The 18,017-nt window shown below is 43.3% G+C and carries 20 protein-coding genes; 11 read left to right on the top strand and 9 right to left on the bottom strand.

Translation table 11 applies throughout. From position 1 onward, the window contains the following. Positions 1-431 precede the first annotated feature (431 nt). Positions 432-968: a gamma carbonic anhydrase family protein gene (locus EES38_RS20425; protein ID WP_124939076.1), complete on the top strand. Its 537-nt coding sequence runs from the start codon at positions 432-434 to the stop codon at positions 966-968. A 14-nt stretch (positions 969-982) separates the two neighbouring features. Here the strand turns inward: EES38_RS20425 and EES38_RS20420 are convergent, their stop codons facing one another. The 4 genes from EES38_RS20420 to tsaC form a co-directional block, all read right to left on the bottom strand. Beyond that, positions 983-1,246, bottom strand: coding sequence for a DUF1488 family protein (locus tag EES38_RS20420; RefSeq protein ID WP_124939075.1), 264 nt, complete (start codon positions 1,244-1,246; stop codon positions 983-985). Continuing rightward, on the bottom strand, positions 1,246-2,079 hold the full coding sequence (aroE, locus tag EES38_RS20415; RefSeq protein ID WP_124939074.1) for a shikimate dehydrogenase: 834 nt from the start codon (positions 2,077-2,079) through the stop codon (positions 1,246-1,248). The genes EES38_RS20420 and aroE overlap by 1 nt, the downstream gene beginning before the upstream one ends. Positions 2,080-2,147: 68 nt before the next feature. Then, a complete protein-coding gene (gene hemF, locus EES38_RS20410; RefSeq protein ID WP_124939073.1) occupies positions 2,148-3,065 on the bottom strand; it encodes an oxygen-dependent coproporphyrinogen oxidase in 918 nt (305 codons plus the stop codon). 4 nt (positions 3,066-3,069) lie between these two features. Beyond that, on the bottom strand, positions 3,070-3,627 hold the full coding sequence (gene tsaC / locus EES38_RS20405) for an L-threonylcarbamoyladenylate synthase type 1 TsaC (RefSeq protein WP_124939072.1): 558 nt from the start codon (positions 3,625-3,627) through the stop codon (positions 3,070-3,072). A 199-nt stretch (positions 3,628-3,826) separates the two neighbouring features. Here tsaC and purE point away from each other — a divergent pair, with 199 nt between their 5' ends. Further along, positions 3,827-4,312 (top strand): 5-(carboxyamino)imidazole ribonucleotide mutase, encoded by a 486-nt coding sequence (gene purE / locus EES38_RS20400; protein WP_124939071.1) that lies wholly within the window; start codon positions 3,827-3,829, stop codon positions 4,310-4,312. 3 nt (positions 4,313-4,315) lie between these two features. Further along, positions 4,316-5,452 carry a 5-(carboxyamino)imidazole ribonucleotide synthase gene (locus tag EES38_RS20395; protein ID WP_124939070.1) on the top strand — a complete coding sequence of 379 codons (1,137 nt, stop codon included), beginning with the start codon at positions 4,316-4,318 and terminating at the stop codon, positions 5,450-5,452. Positions 5,453-5,485: 33 nt separating this feature from the next. On the opposite strand, the gene EES38_RS20390 is transcribed toward EES38_RS20395, so the two are convergent. The 3 genes from EES38_RS20390 to dprA are packed head-to-tail and all read right to left on the bottom strand — an operon-like array spanning position 5,486 to position 7,685. Then, positions 5,486-6,085 carry a DNA topoisomerase family protein gene (locus EES38_RS20390; protein WP_124939069.1) on the bottom strand — a complete coding sequence of 200 codons (600 nt, stop codon included), beginning with the start codon at positions 6,083-6,085 and terminating at the stop codon, positions 5,486-5,488. 5 nt (positions 6,086-6,090) lie between these two features. Beyond that, complete coding sequence (locus tag EES38_RS20385) at positions 6,091-6,567, bottom strand: DUF494 family protein (RefSeq protein ID WP_124939068.1); 477 nt, start codon at positions 6,565-6,567, stop codon at positions 6,091-6,093. A gap of 2 nt (positions 6,568-6,569) precedes the next feature. Continuing rightward, positions 6,570-7,685: a DNA-processing protein DprA gene (gene dprA / locus EES38_RS20380; RefSeq protein WP_124939067.1), complete on the bottom strand. Its 1,116-nt coding sequence runs from the start codon at positions 7,683-7,685 to the stop codon at positions 6,570-6,572. Positions 7,686-7,938: 253 nt separating this feature from the next. Here dprA and def point away from each other — a divergent pair, with 253 nt between their 5' ends. From def to EES38_RS20355, 5 genes are all read left to right on the top strand, one after another. After that, on the top strand, positions 7,939-8,451 hold the full coding sequence (gene def / locus EES38_RS20375; RefSeq protein WP_124939066.1) for a peptide deformylase: 513 nt from the start codon (positions 7,939-7,941) through the stop codon (positions 8,449-8,451). 15 nt (positions 8,452-8,466) lie between these two features. After that, positions 8,467-9,414: a methionyl-tRNA formyltransferase gene (fmt, locus tag EES38_RS20370; protein WP_124939065.1), complete on the top strand. Its 948-nt coding sequence runs from the start codon at positions 8,467-8,469 to the stop codon at positions 9,412-9,414. Between the two features lie 63 nt (positions 9,415-9,477). After that, positions 9,478-10,758, top strand: coding sequence for a 16S rRNA (cytosine(967)-C(5))-methyltransferase RsmB (rsmB, locus tag EES38_RS20365; protein ID WP_124939064.1), 1,281 nt, complete (start codon positions 9,478-9,480; stop codon positions 10,756-10,758). A gap of 50 nt (positions 10,759-10,808) precedes the next feature. Beyond that, a complete protein-coding gene (gene trkA / locus EES38_RS20360) occupies positions 10,809-12,185 on the top strand; it encodes a Trk system potassium transporter TrkA (RefSeq protein ID WP_124939063.1) in 1,377 nt (458 codons plus the stop codon). 14 nt (positions 12,186-12,199) lie between these two features. Next, a complete protein-coding gene (locus EES38_RS20355; protein ID WP_124939062.1) occupies positions 12,200-13,645 on the top strand; it encodes a TrkH family potassium uptake protein in 1,446 nt (481 codons plus the stop codon). 51 nt (positions 13,646-13,696) lie between these two features. Here the strand turns inward: EES38_RS20355 and EES38_RS20350 are convergent, their stop codons facing one another. Further along, complete coding sequence (locus EES38_RS20350) at positions 13,697-14,488, bottom strand: sporulation protein (RefSeq protein ID WP_124939061.1); 792 nt, start codon at positions 14,486-14,488, stop codon at positions 13,697-13,699. Positions 14,489-15,076: 588 nt separating this feature from the next. Here EES38_RS20350 and EES38_RS20345 point away from each other — a divergent pair. From EES38_RS20345 to EES38_RS20335, 3 genes are all read left to right on the top strand, one after another. Further along, on the top strand, positions 15,077-15,343 hold the full coding sequence (locus tag EES38_RS20345) for a YihD family protein (protein ID WP_124939060.1): 267 nt from the start codon (positions 15,077-15,079) through the stop codon (positions 15,341-15,343). Between the two features lie 103 nt (positions 15,344-15,446). Next, on the top strand, positions 15,447-16,430 hold the full coding sequence (locus tag EES38_RS20340; protein WP_124939059.1) for a serine/threonine protein kinase: 984 nt from the start codon (positions 15,447-15,449) through the stop codon (positions 16,428-16,430). Positions 16,431-16,459: 29 nt separating this feature from the next. Further along, positions 16,460-17,059 (top strand): thiol:disulfide interchange protein DsbA/DsbL, encoded by a 600-nt coding sequence (locus EES38_RS20335; protein ID WP_124939058.1) that lies wholly within the window; start codon positions 16,460-16,462, stop codon positions 17,057-17,059. A gap of 35 nt (positions 17,060-17,094) precedes the next feature. On the opposite strand, the gene yihG is transcribed toward EES38_RS20335, so the two are convergent. Next, the gene (yihG, locus tag EES38_RS20330; RefSeq protein ID WP_124939080.1) at positions 17,095-17,982 is read right to left on the bottom strand and encodes a 1-acylglycerol-3-phosphate O-acyltransferase, YihG family; all 888 of its coding nucleotides are present in this window, start codon (positions 17,980-17,982) and stop codon (positions 17,095-17,097) included. Between the last annotated feature and the right edge of the window lie 35 nt (positions 17,983-18,017).

Below are 18,017 nucleotides of genomic sequence, written 5' to 3'. Positions count from 1 at the left end.
AATGTTGAATTGACTGTGCCAAATAATCTTTCTTAAAAAGAAATCTTATTCGATTTGGTCACTCGTATCATTGATAAAATCTTTTGGATGTTTATCCGACGAGTGCCCACACAGATTGATAGGTTTATATTGTTAAAGAGCTTCTCTTTAGTGATAACTCACTGAAGAGGCGGTCATTCTAGCGAGATAATTGTGAGTGTCAAACACTTTTTACAACTTTTAATTTCGCCTGAGACCTTGCTGATACTGCCTTCACGTTTCTTTCGAAGCGTTGCCGTGTCAGCGAGGGGGCATTATAGAGATCGATTTCACGTTGGCAAGCCCTTTTTGTTATTTTTTTGGATTTTTTTATCAATAGCTCGTTTTTTATGCGCCTTTTCCATTTTCGATCAAACTACGCTTTAATAATGAGCAAAAAACAAGGAAAACCAATGAACCAATTACGTCCTTATAAAGGAATTGCCCCGATACTAGGTGAACGAGTCTACGTTGACAGTACTTCTGTTCTGGTGGGAGATATTATCATCGGAGATGATTCTAGTATCTGGCCCCTTGTCGCAGCACGAGGTGATGTGAACCACATTCGAATTGGGACACGAACCAATGTTCAAGATGGTAGCGTTTTGCATGTCACCCACAAAAATGCTTCAAATCCTGATGGGTACCCTTTGATTATCGGAGACGATGTCACGATCGGGCATAAAGTTATGTTACATGGATGCACTATTAAAAATCGGGTACTCGTTGGAATGGGAGCAATAGTCTTAGACGGTGTAACGATAGAGGACGAAGTGATGGTTGGTGCTGGTAGTCTGGTTCCGCCAAACAAAACACTGGAAAGTGGTTATTTATATGTAGGTAGTCCCGCCAGAAAAGCACGTCCGTTAAGCGAGACAGAACGTGCTTTCCTCGCTAAGTCTGCAGATAACTACGTCAAGACAAAGAATGACTATATAGAAGAAGGTTAATCTTCAGACACTGATTATTTAATCTCAATCCGACCATCAGGGCTGAAGAGATCATCTTCAATCATGTCTTCAGCCAACTCTTCTAAATCAAATCGATGTTGCTCAAAAGCATTCAAGACGGAATCATCACCAGATAATGCCTTGTCTGACAACTTACCTAAATACTCAACCGAGACAGTACATTCGATCAAAGCTCCCTGACTCTGAGCAGAAAATATAACTAACTGATTTTCGGAATCGAAGTTCTGAATATCAGGAAATAAAATCGATTGATTCATTACAACCCTTCTAAATTACGTCTGAGCTCACTGAGAATTTGTTTCGTTCCAGGACGATATCCGCGCCAAACCATATAGCTTTCCGCCGCTTGCCCCACCAGCATACCCAAACCATCGTAAGCATGTGCACAACCATTTTTGACAGCCCACTGATTGAATACAGTCAAACCTTTGCCATACATCATGTCATAGGAGACACTACGGTCAGTAAAAATAGTCGGGCTCACTTTGGGTAACTCTCCACCTAAACTGGCTGACGTCGAATTAATGATTACATCATACTTATCGACTACTTCATCTAAAGGTAATGCAGCCACTTCACCAAATGACGTAAACAAAGACGCAACCTGTTGCGCTTTTGCAAAAGTACGGTTAGTTATAGTGATACTGCTTGGACCTTGATCCAACAGCGGCTTAATAACCCCACGAGCAGCACCTCCAGCACCGATAATAAGCACTTTGGCTCCTTTTAGCGGAACACGGTGCAGTAACAAGTCTTGAACCAAACCTTCACCATCCGTGTTATCCCCCAGCACACCGCCATCATCGAGTTTTTTTAGCGTGTTGACTGCTCCAGCCAGTTTCGCTCGCTCGGTAAGCTGATCAGCAAACTGAAATGCATCTTCTTTAAATGGAACCGTGACGTTACATCCCCGTCCACCTTGAGCAAAAAACTCTGTCACCGATTGACGAAATCCATCTATCGGTGCTAGCTCTGCTGTGTATTCCATATGTTGATTTGTCTGCCGCGCAAACAGTGTATGAATATAGGGCGATTTACTGTGACCGATTGGATTACCGAATACGGCATATTTATCAACTAACTCAGACATATCCTTGCCTCAAAACTTCTCTTTATGTTCTATTCCTGTATTGACCCTAACACCAGCAACTATGACTGTCACCAATCACGAGGGACTAAATAATCTTGCAATTTTGCCTCTGGACTTCCCGCTTCTGGCTGATATTGATATTCCCAGCGTACAAGAGGTGGCATAGACATTAAAATAGACTCCGTTCGCCCACCACTCTGCAGCCCAAACAATGTGCCACGGTCGTAGACAAGATTAAATTCAACGTATCGACCTCTTCGATATAGCTGAAACTCTCTTTCCCTCTCTCCATATTCCAGCGACTTACGCTTTTCAACGATTGGAGCATACGCTTCAATATATCCGTTTCCCACAGCCTTGATGTAGTCGAAACATGTAGAAAATTCCCATTGGTTCAAATCATCAAAAAATAAACCACCTACGCCACGAGTTTCTTCTCTATGAGGAAGATAAAAGTAGCTATCACACCATTCTTTATGTTCCTGATACACGCTCTCACCAAACGGCGCACAAAGTGCTTTCGCTTTTTCGTGCCAGAACGCACAGTCTTCATCAAAAGGATAAAATGGCGTTAAATCAAAACCACCGCCAAACCACCAGATGGGTTCTTCGCCTTCTTTTTCTGCGATGAAAAACCTTACATTGGCATGAGATGTCGGGACATAAGGATTTTTGGGATGAATAACTAGAGAGACGCCCATAGCTTCAAAAGAGCGCCCGGCTAATTCAGGTCGATGAGCTGTTGCCGAAGCTGGCATCGAACGTCCTGTAACGTGGGAGAAATTGACGCCGCCCTGTTCAAAGACATGACCATCTTTCAGAACACGAGAACGCCCACCACCACCTAAACGCTCTCCAGGTTCTCGATGCCATGCATCTTCAATAAAGGTGGCTTCACTACCATCTACTATTTCTAATTTGCTGCAAATACGATCTTGTAAATCTAGTAAAAAAGCTTTTACTGAGTTTTTATCTATTACTGTCATTAATCTATCCTTTTCTCAGTACTGCTAATGTTCGTGCATCACGAATTTCACTTGGTTTTAAACGTCCACCAGTCATACCATCTAAAACAACAGCGAGTTTATCCCCTAACTGATCCTGAACTTCTTTTGTAGTCATGCATGAAGGCTGCCCAGATAAATTCGCGCTGGTTGACGTAATCGGCTTACCAAAAGCATCGCAAAGCTCTTGTACCAAGGGATGATCTGTCACACGAACCGCTATCGTATCAAATTGACCACTCAACCATGAGGATACCTGGCAACTTGCGGGCATAATCCAAGTGACGGGGCCAGGCCAGCTTTGTTTAACATGAACAATCTGTTCCTCTGATAGCTGACTTTCATCGATGTAGGGTAATAACTGCTCATAGTGAGTTGCAATAAGAATCAGCCCTTTTTCAACCGGTCTTTGCTTGATGTGTAATAATTTCTCGATCGCGTCGGGATTATCGGGATCACACCCAACACCAAAAACGCCCTCGGTTGGATAACCAATGACTTCACCCCGCCTTAAAGCAGCGACCGCCTGTTCAAAATTATTCACAACACTTCCTCGGACTTTACTATTCTTGTGGGCATAGTTTACAAATTATCATTCATGAAACCTAAATCTATTTCAGCTTAAAAAGCATCAATACAATTTCAGGGCTGACGCAAACGTTTTTCTTTGCTAATTTTCCCCGTATAATGCGCCAAAAATTGAACATGAATACTACGAAACACTCAAGTGAAGGAGTTTGGAGATGAAAGTCGGAATCATTATGGGTTCTAAATCCGATTGGCCAACAATGAAACTTGCCGCCGAGATGCTAGACCAATTTGGCGTTGAGTACGAAACAAAAGTGGTTTCTGCGCACAGAACTCCTCAACTTCTCGCAGACTATGCTTCAAGTGCGAAAGAACGTGGAATCAGTGTCATTATTGCCGGTGCTGGAGGTGCAGCCCATCTACCAGGTATGACTGCAGCATTCACCAGTATTCCTGTTCTCGGTGTACCAGTGCAGTCACGAGCACTAAAAGGCATGGATTCTTTACTTTCGATAGTGCAGATGCCAAAAGGAATTGCAGTCGGTACCTTAGCTATTGGTGAAGCCGGTGCTGCAAATGCGGGTATTCTTGCTGCTCAAATCATTGGTATTCATGATCAGACTGTCATGGCTAAAGTAGAAGCATTCCGTACAGAACAAACCGACACTGTTCTGGCAAACCCAGATCCTTCTGAGGAGTAATACATGCACGTATTGGTACTCGGTGCAGGCCAATTGGCAAGAATGATGTCACTGGCGGGTGCACCTCTAAATATTACTACCAGCGCATTTGATGTCGTTTCGGGAAATGTCGTTCATCCGCTGACTCAAGTCGTTATCGGTCAAGGTCTTGAAAATGCCATTGCAGAAGCCGATGTTATTACCGCAGAGTTTGAACATATTCCTCATGATATTCTGGCGATCTGTGAAAAAAGTGGCAAGTTCCTACCTAGTACTGAAGCGATAAAAGCAGGTGGTGACCGTCGTTTAGAAAAAGCTCTTCTCGATAATGCCAATGTCAAAAACGCGAAATACTTTGTCATCAATACTCGCCAAGACTTCGATGATGCGATCCGCCACGTTGGTATTCCGATGGTGCTAAAGAGTGCTTTAGGCGGTTACGATGGGAAAGGTCAATGGCGACTTAAATCTCTCGACGATGTCAATAGTATTTGGAATGAGATGGAACAATGTATCGCCGCCTCTAACAACCAAGCAATTGTCGCCGAACAATTTGTTCCTTTTGACCGCGAAGTGTCTTTGGTTGGTGCCCGAGGTAAAAACGGTAGTGTCGTCGTTTACCCACTCGCAGAAAACATTCATGTGAATGGTGTGCTAAGCCTTTCAACCGCCATTGACGATACGGAACTTCAGTCACAGGCAAAAGAGATGTTTACTTCTGTCGCCAATAGTCTGGACTATGTTGGTGTTCTTGCTCTTGAGTTTTTTGATGTGGAAGGAACGCTTCTCGTCAATGAAATTGCACCACGAGTACATAATTCAGGTCACTGGACACAACAAGGTGCTGAGACTTGTCAATTTGAGAATCATCTTCGTGCGGTATGTGGTATGCCTCTTGGCAGTACCAAACTCATTCGTCCAACTTGCATGATCAATATTCTTGGTGAAGATACTCTACCTGACGCGATTTTAGCGACCGAAGGATGCCATGTGCACTGGTATGGTAAGAGTAAACGCCCGGGGCGGAAGATGGGACATATCAATGTGAGCGCCGATTACAGCGCAGAGCTGCAACGCCTGATGTGTTCCCTGGCAGAGGTGTTAGATGAAAGCGCTTATCCGGCAATTCATGAGTTTGCTGCTAACCTAAAAAAAGCCTAATTTAAAAATAGCGTGATAATTCACGCTATTTTTTCATTCCTTGTCGTCTAGATCTTGTTCGACTTCCTGCACATGACCACATTTGCGATTTGCACACACCACTTTGGTTCCTGAAGCGAGCTTCTTCTCATATAATAAAGGAAATCCACATAGCTCACATTGGCCAGTTTTTGGCATAAAATTAAGTGCAAACTTACATTTAGGATACTGATCACAAGCCCAAAATTGTTTACCAAATCTAGATTTTCGCTCGACTAAATGACCTTTTCCACACTCAGGGCAAACATGACTTTCCTGATTAGACGATTTCTCTTCTTTAGACTCCAGTGGTTCAATATGATGGCATTCAGGGTAGTGACTGCAACCAATAAACATACCGTACTTGCCTTGACGCAAAACAAGCTCATTACCACATTCAGGACAAGCAACGCCTAACTGTTTAATGATATGACCATCGTTTTGATGCAAAGGTTGCATAAAGTCGCAAGAGGGATAATTAATACATCCCAGAAAAGCACCACGCTTACCGTAGCGCATTTCAAGCTTACCACCGCATTTAGGGCAGTCAGAACGTGTATCGAGGGCATGTTCATGAGCCGAAAATAACGTTTTATCGATTTGCTTTTTACTCATGGAGATTAGTGGAGAATACCCTGCTCTTTAGTGTACAACCATTCTTCCATAACAGTGTAAGCACTCTCATTTCCAGGGACGTTGAATAGAACCATCAAGATAATCCATTTTAGATCGTCTAATTCAAACTGATTGGTTTCTAAACCCATGACTCGATCAATCACCATTTCACGCGTTTCTGGGGTTAACACTTTGATTTGCTCTAAAAAGAGGAGAAAACCACGACATTCCACATCAATACGATAAATTTCATCTTGCGTGTACATACGCATCGCAGTTGTCGCACTTGTTTCTAAAGCGGAGTGCGCATCCGCTTTTTGTAAGGCCGCTAACTCTTCAAGCCAATTGAGTGCTTTAAAGATATCTTTTTGATGGAAGCCGGCTCTTAACAGCTCATCTTCAAGTTCATCTTGATCAACTTGTAACTCAGCATCGCTATGGATGTAAGTTTCGAATAGATACATTAGGATATCCATCATCATAGCTAGCCCCTCCCATTACGAATATAGCCACCAGACACAGCAACAACGAGCCCTTTTAATTCCAGTTCCAGAAGTTGTACTGTGACTTCTTCCACTGGTATATGGGTCCGACTTGCTAAAATATCAACTGGTGTCGCCTCTTCTCCTACGTTAGCTAACAGTTGAGCAAATGGCAATTGTTCTTGACCATTATTTAGCGAGCTCGTTGCTATTTTCTCCATTTTATCGACATTATCTCGCCAAGTAAGCAAATGTTTTATTTCATCGATAATATGATCGGCATTTTGCACTAGACAGGCACCAGAACGAATCAACTCATTGCTCCCCCGAGCGTTTAGCTGATGGATGGGACCCGGTATGACAAACACGTCGCGGTTTTGCTCGAGAGCATATCGAGCAGAGATAAGAGAGCCACTTTTTTCCGCCGCTTCAACCACTAATACACCATAAGACAGTCCACTGATGATACGATTACGCCTTGGGAAATACTCGCTTCTCGCTTTCACGTCTGGTGCGAATTCAGAAACAACAGCGCCTTGGTGACGAATACGTTCGGCCAAATGGCGATGGCATTTAGGATAAAGGTGTTCAAATCCACACCCGAGTACAGCAATCGTTTCTCCATTTGCTTTTAATGCACCATCGTGTGCATAGCCATCAACCCCCATGGCGAGTCCACTTGTAACAACAAACTGCTTATGACACAAGGACTGAGCAAAATCAAAAGCATTTTGTTGTCCATAACGAGTCGCGTGTCGGCTACCGACAATCGCAATTTGTGGCTTGAGCAATGTTGTAACTTGCCCTTGAACAAATAATGTCGGAGGAGGAGAAGATATTTCTTTTAATAATGGCGGATAGACATCGTCTAGATAGGTAATGACTGAATGGTCAGAAGCTTGCTCTCGCCAACGTAAACATTTATCGACATAAAGATTATCAACTGAACTCAACCTAGCTGCTTGTTGTGCTGAAAATTTAAGCTGAATCCAATCATTAAGCTTAAATTCCTGTAGTTCTTTCAACGAATAATTCTGGAGTAACCGAGTAATCGTTTTGATACCAACCTTTGGTGTTGAGCATAACGTTAGCCAAAAAGATAAAGTGGAAGCATCCATAACTCGGTACTCGTGAACAGAAATGTTATTAACAACAAAATGAGGTTCCACAACACAGAAGAAAGTGGTAACCCACAGAAAGATAAAATAAAAAATCAGTATAAAGCCGTACTCAAGCCCCCCATTTTTCTGCCACGATTAAGAATCAATACTATTTATCGGTTCAGAATGCTGTCATTTAGGATCTAAAATGTCTAGAATTGACTCAATAACTGTTTTGTTGTTTCGACACATTTCAACATCTTGAGTGTATATGGCTGTTTTAGAAGTATTAACTTTCCCCGATGATCGCCTTCGTACAGTAGCAAAACCTGTAGAAGCCGTGACTCCTGAAATTCAAAAAATCGTTGATGACATGATTGATACTATGTACGACGAAGAAGGTATTGGCCTGGCGGCAACGCAGGTTGATATACACCAACGTATTGTCGTGATTGATATCTCTGATACACGTAATCAACCTTTGGTTCTGATTAATCCAGAAATCACAGAGAAGCGTGGAGAAGATGGTATTGAGGAAGGCTGTCTTTCTGTTCCTGGAGCTCGAGCGTTAGTACCTCGTGCTGCTGAAGTAACAGTAAAGGCGCTTAACCGTGATGGTAATGAGTACACATTTGAAGCGGATGACCTGCTGGCTATTTGCGTTCAACACGAGCTTGATCACCTTGAAGGAAAACTCTTCGTTGACTATTTATCGCCATTAAAGCGCAAGCGTATCAAAGATAAGCTCGAAAAAATAAAACGCTTTAACGAGAAAAGTAAATAGAAAGTGAGGTAAACCTTGAGTCAATCATTACGAATTGTCTTCGCAGGTACTCCAGATTTCGCCGCCCGACACTTGGCGGCGTTGTTGTCTTCGGAGCATGAAGTCATTGCAGTTTATACTCAACCAGATCGTCCCGCAGGACGAGGCAAAAAACTGACTGCGAGTCCGGTAAAGAACATTGCACTGGAGCACAACCTTCCTGTCTTCCAACCAGAGAATTTTAAATCTGATGAAGCGAAGCAAGCTTTGAAAGATCTAAATGCAGATATCATGGTTGTAGTCGCGTATGGATTGCTGTTACCTAAAGCCGTTTTAGATACACCCAAACTAGGTTGTATTAATGTGCACGGTTCAATCTTGCCTCGCTGGCGCGGTGCTGCTCCTATTCAGCGCTCAATTTGGGCTGGAGATAAAGAGACTGGTGTCACTATTATGCAGATGGATGTCGGCTTAGATACGGGAGACATGCTAAGTATAGCGAAAACACCAATAATGGCTGATGACACCAGTGATTCAATGTATCAGAAGTTAGCGGAACTCGGGCCTCAGGCTCTTATTCGCTGTCTTGATGATATCGCGAGTGGCAATATCTCCCCGGTAAAACAAGATGATGCTCACGCAAATTACGCACAGAAGCTAAGCAAACAGGAAGCTCAAATCGACTGGAATTCAGATGCTGCCTTTATCGAACGCTGTGTGAGAGCATTCAACCCATGGCCTATGAGTTATTTTCAGGTTGAAGACAATAACGTCAAGGTATGGAAAGCTCATATTGCGCCTGAAGACACAGATAAACAGCCAGGTACTGTTCTCAGAGCCGAAAAATCGGGTATTGCTGTTGCAACAGGTCAAGGTGTTTTGGTTCTAGAAACCTTACAAATACCAGGAAAGAAAGCGCTGTCTGTACAAGACATTTTAAATGCCCGGGCTGATTGGTTTTCTGTCGGAAAAGTACTTTCATAATACAACTTCTTACAAGGCCAAATTCGGCCTTGTTTACTTATTTATACTGTTTTAGGTTCAAACATGAATGTTCGCGCAGCCGCTGCAAATGTGATTTTTCAGGTCGTGGATAAAGGGTTGTCGTTATCTTCAGCTCTACCAGATGCTCAAAAGGATGTTTCTCCACGAGATCATGCTTTACTTCAGGAAATTTGCTTCGGCGTTCTTCGTTACCTTCCTCGACTAGAGTCCATCGTGCATGAACTAATGGACAAACCCTTAAAAGGTAAACAACGAGTTTTTCACCACCTTATTTTAGTAGGCCTTTATCAAATACTGTTCATGCGTATTCCTGATCATGCCGCGGTTGGGGAAACTGTTGAGGCAACTAAGGCACTAAAAGGACCGAAACTGCGTGGACTTATTAACGCGGTACTCCGTAATTTTCAACGTAACCAAGATCAGTTAGTTGAACAAGCCACTAGCCATGATGCAGGAAAATATGGCCATCCTAGCTGGCTACTCAAATTACTCAAGAGTGCCTATCCAGAGCAATGGATAAATATTGTTGAAGCGAATAATCAAAAAGCACCGATGTGGCTTAGGGTGAATCATCAACATACCAGTGCCTCTCAGTATCAGGCATTGTTAAGCGAGCAAAATGTTGACTCATATCTAAATGCTGAAACAGCTAACGCTTTAAAATTAGCCTCTCCCTGTGATGTGCAGGCTTTACCCGGGTTTACCGAGGGCAAAGTTTCTGTACAGGATGCAGCAGCGCAACTTTCTGTAGAGTATCTGGCACCTCAGGAAGGCGATTTGATTCTTGACTGCTGCGCAGCACCGGGTGGCAAAACGGCACATATTTTAGAACGACAACCCAAAGCTCGTGTTGTTGCCATTGACTTTGATGCTACTCGTTTGAAGCGCGTGAATGATAACCTACAACGTCTGAATCTAAAGGCTGAGGTGATTGAAGGCGACGCGCGCTATCCGGAGCAATGGTGGCACGGTGATAAATTTGATCGCATTCTTCTAGACGCCCCCTGTTCTGCAACAGGTGTGATTCGACGCCATCCAGATATTAAATGGCTACGCCGAGCAGAAGATATTGAACAGTTAGCCGTTCTGCAGAAAGAGATTCTTCAAGCAATGTGGTGTCAACTAAAAGCGGGCGGAACGCTGGTATACGCTACTTGTTCCATCACACCACAGGAAAATAAAGATCAGATTCTCCAATTTTTAGCTAATACTCCAGACGCTATATTGGTAGACTCAGACCCATCATCTCCTGGAAGGCAAATTCTTCCAGGAGAAAATGATATGGATGGGTTCTATTACGCGGTCTTAAAAAAGCAAGCATAGAAAGAGTAAGATCGAAAACGCAATTGTGAGTTCAATGTAGAGAAAATGGTATGAAAATCATCATTCTTGGTGCAGGTCAGGTTGGCGGTACGCTTGCAGAAAATCTCGTGGGTGAGAACAACGACATTACGATAGTCGATAAAAGTAGCGAGCGTTTAAGAGAGCTTCAGGACAAGTACGACCTTAGGGTGGTTACAGGTCATGCAAGCTACCCCGATGTGTTACGTGAAGCCGGTGCTCAAGATGCGGATATGTTGGTTGCCGTCACCAATACGGATGAAACAAATATGGCGGCTTGTCAGGTTGCCTATACCTTATTCAATACACCGAACCGCGTTGCCCGAATTCGATCCCCTCAATATCTGGCCGAGAAAGAAGCGCTATTTCAGACTGGCGCGATACCAGTTGACCACTTAATTGCGCCAGAAGAACTGGTTACCAGTTACATTGAACGCCTAATACACTACCCGGGCGCATTACAGGTAGTTAGCTTCGCTGATGAAAAAGTCAGCCTTGTGGCAGTAAAAGCCTATTATGGTGGACCATTAGTTGGAAACGCGTTATCAGCACTAAGCGAACATATGCCGCACATTGATACGCGAGTCGCGGCTATTTTCCGTCAGGGCAGACCGATTCGTCCTCAAGGTACAACGATCATTGAAGCTGATGATGAAGTTTTCTTCGTTGCCGCGAGTAATCATATCCGTTCAGTCATGAGTGAATTACAGAGACTGGAAAAACCTTACCGTCGTATCATGATTGTCGGTGGAGGTAACATCGGAGCCAGTTTAGCTAAACGCCTAGAACATTCTTATAGTGTTAAACTCATCGAGCGTAATTATCAAAGAGCTGAACAACTCTCAGAAGAACTTGAAAATACCATCGTATTTTGTGGTGATGCAGCAGACCAAGAGCTACTGACTGAAGAGAACATCGAACAGGTCGATGTGTTTATCTCTTTAACCAACGAAGATGAAACCAACATCATGTCAGCAATGTTGGCGAAACGTCTCGGTGCCAAAAAAGTGATGGTCCTCATCCAACGAGGAGCCTACGTTGATCTGGTTCAGGGCGGTGTTATTGATGTGGCAATATCTCCACAGCAAGCAACAATCTCAGAGCTTCTGACCCACGTACGCCGCGCAGATATTGTCAATGTATCTTCTCTTCGGCGCGGTGCTGCAGAGGCGATTGAAGCGATTGCTCACGGTGATGAAACAACCTCTAAAGTGGTTGGACGTTCCGTTGGAGAACTCAAACTGCCTCCCGGTACGACCATCGGTGCTATTGTCCGAGGTGATGAAGTGCTTATCGCGCATGATAAAACCGTTATTGCTCAGGATGACCACGTTGTTATGTTCCTAGTAAATAAAAAATATGTCCCTGACGTTGAAGCACTCTTTCAACCGAGCCCATTCTTTTTGTAGACGCCTCAGTTGTTATGTTAAACCTCAAACCTATCTTATTCGTTCTCGGACTCGTATTATCAAAGTTGGCCTTATTCATGTATGTGCCAACTCTGCTGTCTTTTTTTAGCGGCACACCCGGATTCCTCGATTTTGCCAAATCAGTCATTATCACTCATTTGGCGTCATTCATTCTTCTCTCTCTGGGACGCTCAGCTAAATTTAAACTTAACGTACGAGACATGTTTCTGATAACCAGCTTAGTCTGGAGTATCGCCAGTATTTTTGCCGCTTTGCCGTTCGTCTTTATCAATCATATCACCTTCACCGATGCCTACTTTGAAACCATGTCAGGTATTACCACTACTGGCTCAACGGTATTGAGTGGTCTCGATAATATGGCGCCAAGCATTTTACTGTGGCGTTCTATTTTACAATGGCTCGGGGGGGTGGGATTTATCGTGATGGCGGTAGCCATTCTACCGATGCTTAATGTTGGTGGTATGAAGCTGTTCCAAACTGAATCTTCTGATTGGTCAGATAAAAGTAGTCCCAGAGCCAAAACCGTCGCGAAAAACATCGTGGCTGTCTATTTTGTTTTGACCATGCTGTGCTGTATTGGCTACATGCTGACCGGCATGACCTTTTTTGAAGCAATAAACCACTCGTTTACTACACTCTCTACTGGCGGTTATTCAACCTCTGACGGTTCCATGAATCATTTCTCTAATGGTGCACATTGGGTAGCGATCGTATTTATGTTCCTTGGCGGACTGCCATTTCTCCTTTTCGTTACTGCGATTCGTAAAAAGAGAGCGAGAGAAATTTATCTTGATGCTCAGGTTCGTGGATTCTTCTTTATTTTCATTATCGCCAGTGGCGTGATTGCTGCGTGGCTGCATTTTCATAATGATTACGCAACAATAGATGCTCTGCGCGTGTCGATGTTCAATATCATCTCCGTTATCACAACCACTGGTTTTGGATTGGATGACTTTACTGCCTGGGGAGCACTGCCTAGCGTTATTTTTGCCTTTATAATGATGGTCGGAGCTTGTTCAGGTTCCACTGCTGGTGGGATCAAAATCTTCCGTTTCCAAATCGCAATCACACTACTCAACAAACAAATAATGAAGTTAATTCATCCCAACGGGGTCTTTGTTCATCGTTATAACCAACGTCCTGTCACCGATGACATTATTAGTTCAGTGGTTGCATTTGGCATCACTTTCTTCCTAACCATCATTGTCATTGCAGGCGCTCTGAGTGCAATGGGGCTGGATCCGATGACCAGCGTTTCTGGTGCCATTACTGCGGTTTCGAATGTAGGACCAGGAATGGGTAATATCATCGGCCCTACAGGGAACTTTGAGTCATTACCAACAGCGGCTAAATGGATATTAAGTTTTGGTATGTTGATGGGCAGGTTAGAAATATTGACGATTATCGTCCTCTTTTTCCCTGCATTCTGGCGACGCTAGTACTAAGAAAGACGATGACTGACTGAGAAAAGTCAGTCATGACGAATAACCTCAGGACGTCTCATCAAGGTAACTGAGCACCTTATCTCCGACTTCTCCAATTGGTGTAGAAAGTGGAATTTCTAAATACCGCTTCAACTCTCCTTTGCCTAACATGTTAGCCAACATTCCACCAACACCTTTTGCAGCTCGATCCACCTCAAACCAGAGTTTTAATTTATCCGCTTCCCGGCACGCAATAATTTCTAGCTCTCTCCATCGACCGTGAAATGGTCCAGTCGTAGGAACAAACTCGAATTCCTGAACGAACGGCAACGAGAAACCTTTCGCCTCTTCACATTCTACCTGACGCAGACGTAATCCCTGCTCTTCGAATGCAGAGAAAACCGCATCTAAAAGAGGATCGGGTCTCACGGTAAGAATATCGGTATCACGAGGATCAATTGCCAGAGAAATATCCAAACCGGTCTCAAGCCAAACTTTAGTATCGCCAACCGTGATCGGCATGTTCCACGGTAAATTGAATTCGACTGTAAAGTCTCTTGTTTCGCCCGGCTCAATCCTAAACGCATAAGGTAATGACCAACTGGCAAGTGTATGTGTTTTATGGACACGGCGCTTGTAGCCATTATCGCGATCTTTATTAGGAGGAAGCTCCTCACCAATATAACGAGCACACAACCGCATCTCAATATTATCAATATCTTGCATGGTGGAACCACCGTAAACATGTACGACAATACTCGCCTTTTCTCCAGGATAAAGCACTTCCTGCTGCAGAACCGAGTCTACCTTTGCAGAGCCAATGCCAAACGTAGAGAGGGTTTTTTTGATAAATGACATACACGCCTCCTTAGTGATTAATCTCATACTAAACAGGTTTATGAGATAAACTCAATTACCAGAGTGTCAGATTCGAAAAATTCTCGCAAAGATTGAACAGATCTCTATCGATTTTCATATATGTTGATGGTATTCTAACCATTGTGAGTATGAAACCATACTCTAGCCCTGGATGATTATTCGGAACGGCATATATGCCAATACGAGGCGCGCTTCAATAGAAGTTAAACTCAATAGTTATTCTAGGTCATGTATAAGGAAAGGGATTGGTTCGACCGTTAGGTAAACATAGAGAGTAAATGCACCCGACTGCAGTAAGATGTTCGCACACCCACGGGAGTGCTTCGCGCCGCCGTTGCAGCTTTGCAACACAAAAGTTACACAAAAAAACTGCAGCAGCAGAAAGCCCAGTTGAAAGACACGTTAATTCTACGTCGATTTCACATAAGACTTCCGAAGCTGCATAAACGACAAAGCGCAGTCTCAAACACTGCGCTTTTTCAATTCTTGCCGAAAGAAACTCATTGGTATTTGCCGCTCATTTTGGTAGCTTTATAAGAAACCATTATAAATGTGTGGAGAAAACCAATGAAATGTCATCGTGTAGAAGAGTTACTCGCCCTTCTCGAGCCGGAATGGCATAAAGATTCAGAACTGAATTTAATCCAGTTTATCATTAAGCTCGCTAATGAAGCTGGCTATCAAGGCCAATTAGAAGAACTTACCGACGATATCCTCATCTACCATCTTAAAATGCGCAATAGCGCCAAAGACGCCGTCATTCCCGGAATCAAAAAAGATTATGAGGAAGACTTCAAAACAGCTATTTTAAGAGCGCGTGGCATCATAGACTAATCGTCTCAGCCAGATTTCGTTCTGGCTGGATTACCATTCTGCTTCAATCCGTTATACTGTCGATTCTTAGCACTTAAATCCACTATTCCTGTTAAGGATCACTATGACTCAGTCTCATTTTCACTTTGATAGTCTGACCCCCGATCTCCTTTGGTATGCGTTAGAGAGTATCGGAATCAGAGCCGAATCAGGTTTTTTAGCTCTAAATAGCTATGAGAACCGAGTCTACCAATTTACCGATGAAGATAGACGCCGCTTTGTTACGAAGTTCTATCGACCAAATCGTTGGTCACGAGAGCAGATACTGGAGGAACACCAGTTTACGCAGGAATTGGCAGAGCAAGAAATCCCGGTAGTATCACCACTGAATATTAATGGCAGTACTCTTCACCACTATGGTGACTTCTTATTTGCGGTGTTCCCAAGTATGGGTGGACGTCAATTTGAAGTGGATAATTTTGATCACCTAGAATGGGTTGGACGATATCTTGGTCGTATTCATAAAGCAGGCCTGAGTAAATCATTTTCTCATCGACCAACGATTGCGCTTCAGGAATATCTTTACGACTCGAAAGCAACATTGGAAAACTCTTCGTTCATTCCTATGCATTTGGAGCGCAGTTTCTTTAGCGATTTGAACCTTCTGATCGAGCGAATCGAGCTAAACTGGACAAGTGACTATCAAACTATACGCCTTCACGGTGACTGCCATCCAGGGAATATTCTGTGGCGTGATGAGCCTATATTTGTCGATTTTGATGATTCCAGAAATGGTCCTGCAGTGCAAGATCTCTGGATGCTACTAAGCGGAGAACGCCATGAAAAGATCACTCAATTGGATGTTTTACTTGAAGGTTACCAAGAGTTTTGCGATTTTAATCACTCAGAATTGAAACTTATTGAGCCATTACGTGGTCTGAGAATGGTGCACTATATGGCATGGTTAGCGAAGCGCTGGAACGATCCAGCGTTTCCTATTGCTTTCCCATGGTTCAATGATCCGAAGTATTGGGAAGGACAAGTTCTGGCAATAAAAGAGCAAATAGCCGCTCTTAACGAACCACCCCTAACCCTAATGCCTTGTTGATAGTTAGGGATATCAAAACGGAGTTCATAATGAAAAAACTGTTGGCAATTTTTGCAACAATCTTAGTTAGCCTATCTGCTCATGCAGCCAATTTTAAAGAAGGTTCAGACTACAAAGTTCTGGATCGACCTCATTCAGAGCAACCAGTCGTTAACGAGTTCTTTTCTTTTTACTGCCCGCACTGCTACCAGTTTGAAGGCATCGCAAAACAGCTAAAGGAACATCTCGCAGGCAAAGCTGAGTTCACCAAAAGTCACGTGTCGTTTATGGGCGGCAATATGGGTGAAGAAATGGCCAAGGCATATGCAACTATGGTATCACTCAATATTGAAGATAAAATGATTCCGGTTATGTTCGACCAAATTCATGTTAAACGTGCTGCCCCTAAAAATGACGAAGAATTAAAACAAATCTTTGTCGCTCACGGAGTGGACGCGAAAGCATTTGATGATGCTTTCAACAGTTTCGCTGTAGATTCCATGGCTCGTCGTTTTAGTAAAGACTTTGAAGACAGTGGTCTAACAGGTGTGCCATCCGTTGTCGTCAATAATAAATATCTTGCGACGCCACAGAATGTCAAAACTATCGATGACTACTTTGAACTCATTGATTACTTACTGACTAAGTAATTCCTAATATAAAAAAGGAGCTTAAGGCTCCTTTTTTATTCACTCTTTTTATAGATAGTTGCCAGAAAGTCATCTTTCTCCTGCCAAACATCTCCCAGCCACTTTTGAAACTGGCGCTTATAAGGTTTGTCGTTGAAGTAATCGCCTGTCACCTGCTCGTTGACCGGGATCTCGCGAATATTAACGACGATTCGTCGCATACGTCCCATCAGCAAATCACGAAATGGTTTTTCTGCATTGTCCGGATAGGCAAGTGTTACATCGATAATACTATCGAATTGCTCTCCCATAGCCGCTAGCGTATACGCAATTCCACCCGATTTCGGTGATAAAAGATACTGATACGAAGAACGTCCTTTCTTTCGCTTTTCTACTGTAAATCTTGTGCCTTCAACGTAATTCACTACCGTCGTAGGATGGTCTTTGAATTTTGCACAGGAACGTCTGGTGGTAGCCAAGTCCTGACCTCGCTTCTCTGGATGACGGATAAGATACTCTCGCGAGTAACGTCGCATGAACGGCATATCTAACGCCCAACATCCCATTCCAACAAAAGGAACATACAAAAGCTGTTGCTTAAGGAAAAACTTTGGCATCGGCACACGATTTTTAAATACACAACAAAGCACAACGATATCAGTCCAACTAAGATGGTTACTGATCATCAGATACCATCCCCGCCGGTTTAAACCCTCGCCACCTCGAATATCCCACTGTACTCGATTAGTCAAAGTCAGAATGCCTAAGTTAATGGTTGCCCATACCCACATAAAGTAATTGGCACCACGAGTAGCGAAATCGCGCAAACCTTTAACGGGTAGCAGTACTTTAACGATGGCACACAAACATATCAGTAAAGAACAGAGTGCCGTATTCAATAGCACCAACACAATATTGAAAGGAAAAAGTAGATAACCGAGCATAACGAAAGTAGCAATATTCCAAGCAACCAAAACTG

Origin of the sequence: Vibrio viridaestus (assembly GCF_003856525.1) — a bacterium.
GTDB classification, from domain to species: domain Bacteria; phylum Pseudomonadota; class Gammaproteobacteria; order Enterobacterales; family Vibrionaceae; genus Vibrio; species Vibrio viridaestus.
Note: the sequence above shows the minus strand (reverse complement) of the source record. Positions and strands in the feature narration are given on the sequence as shown.